This is a genomic window from Aeromonas sp. QDB18 (assembly GCF_027705325.1).
In the GTDB taxonomy this organism is placed as follows: domain Bacteria; phylum Pseudomonadota; class Gammaproteobacteria; order Enterobacterales; family Aeromonadaceae; genus Aeromonas; species Aeromonas caviae.
In genome coordinates this window covers 1-840 of the sequence record NZ_JAPDBQ010000331.1, presented here as the reverse complement: position 1 = coordinate 840, position 840 = coordinate 1, and the positions used below count along the sequence as shown (strand labels likewise).

1 protein-coding gene and 1 pseudogene are annotated in these 840 nt (G+C 47.4%); one reads left to right on the top strand and one right to left on the bottom strand.

The window, feature by feature from the left end; genetic code table 11:
• Positions 1-66: 66 nt before the first annotated feature.
• Positions 67-324, bottom strand: a complete 258-nt coding sequence (locus OKC30_RS21200; RefSeq protein ID WP_270667055.1) for a DUF134 domain-containing protein — start codon at positions 322-324, stop codon at positions 67-69.
• A gap of 223 nt (positions 325-547) precedes the next feature.
• Here OKC30_RS21200 and OKC30_RS21195 point away from each other — a divergent pair.
• Positions 548-766 (top strand): annotated as a pseudogene (locus tag OKC30_RS21195) (4Fe-4S cluster-binding domain-containing protein); the annotation flags it as partial.
• Between the last annotated feature and the right edge of the window lie 74 nt (positions 767-840).

Sequence of the window (840 nt, the reverse complement as noted above, 5' to 3'; positions counted from 1 at the left end):
CTGCAAAGTAAACTGGATGGCTTTCTTGCCGCCAAGGATCTGATGGCGCAGGGGATCAAGATCTGATCAAGAGACAGGTGTTAGACAGTCCACAACCTTGAATCGAGCTGCTTTCAGGACATTGGCCAGTGTCTGCCGTGAAACCCCCATCTCTATTGCCGCCTCTTGCTGCTGCATGCCGAGTAAATCGACCAGTCGCAAGGCTTCAAATTCGTCATCTTTCAAGCGCACCTGCTCCAATTGACTCATGGGCCGAGCATTCGGCTTGAAACAACTATCCGCTGGGCGGCCACAGATGTTACGTGGGATCTTGGGTCTAGCCATGGGGGCTCCTTGTTGGCATATGCTATATATACGCCTTGAATATGGCATATGCAATATTTGATTGCGAAAAGGTTTAAATCTGCCTAACCTGTCACACGAACGGTTACGTCAATCCATGTGATGAAAAATATCTATAAATTTCATGATGTTATTTTTTTCGTCGAAAGGTAGTCATGATGCGGCGATAGCATCAGACCTATCATAATGAAGTTTGAGGAGATTTATGCACTACCACCAGTACTACCCCATTGATGTGGTGAATGGACTTGGGACTCGTTGTTCGCTGTTTGTTTCCGGTTGCGAGCATCAGTGTAAAGGTTGTTACAACCAATCAACGTGGCGGTTGGACTCTGGTCATCTCTTTACCCAAGAAATGAGCGATCGAATCATTACTGATCTCAACGATACCAAAGTTCGAAGAAGAGGGCTCAGCCTCTCCGGGGCCTTGTTGCACAAATCGGGGAACTATCTAGCCAAGTGGTGATCTGATCTCCCGGATCAATCACCGAGCACAGT

Excerpts from the sequence above, each read along its gene's own strand:
- OKC30_RS21200 (WP_270667055.1), bottom strand. The coding sequence starts at position 324 with ATGGCTAGACCCAAGATCCCACGTAACATCTGTGGCCGCCCAGCGGAT.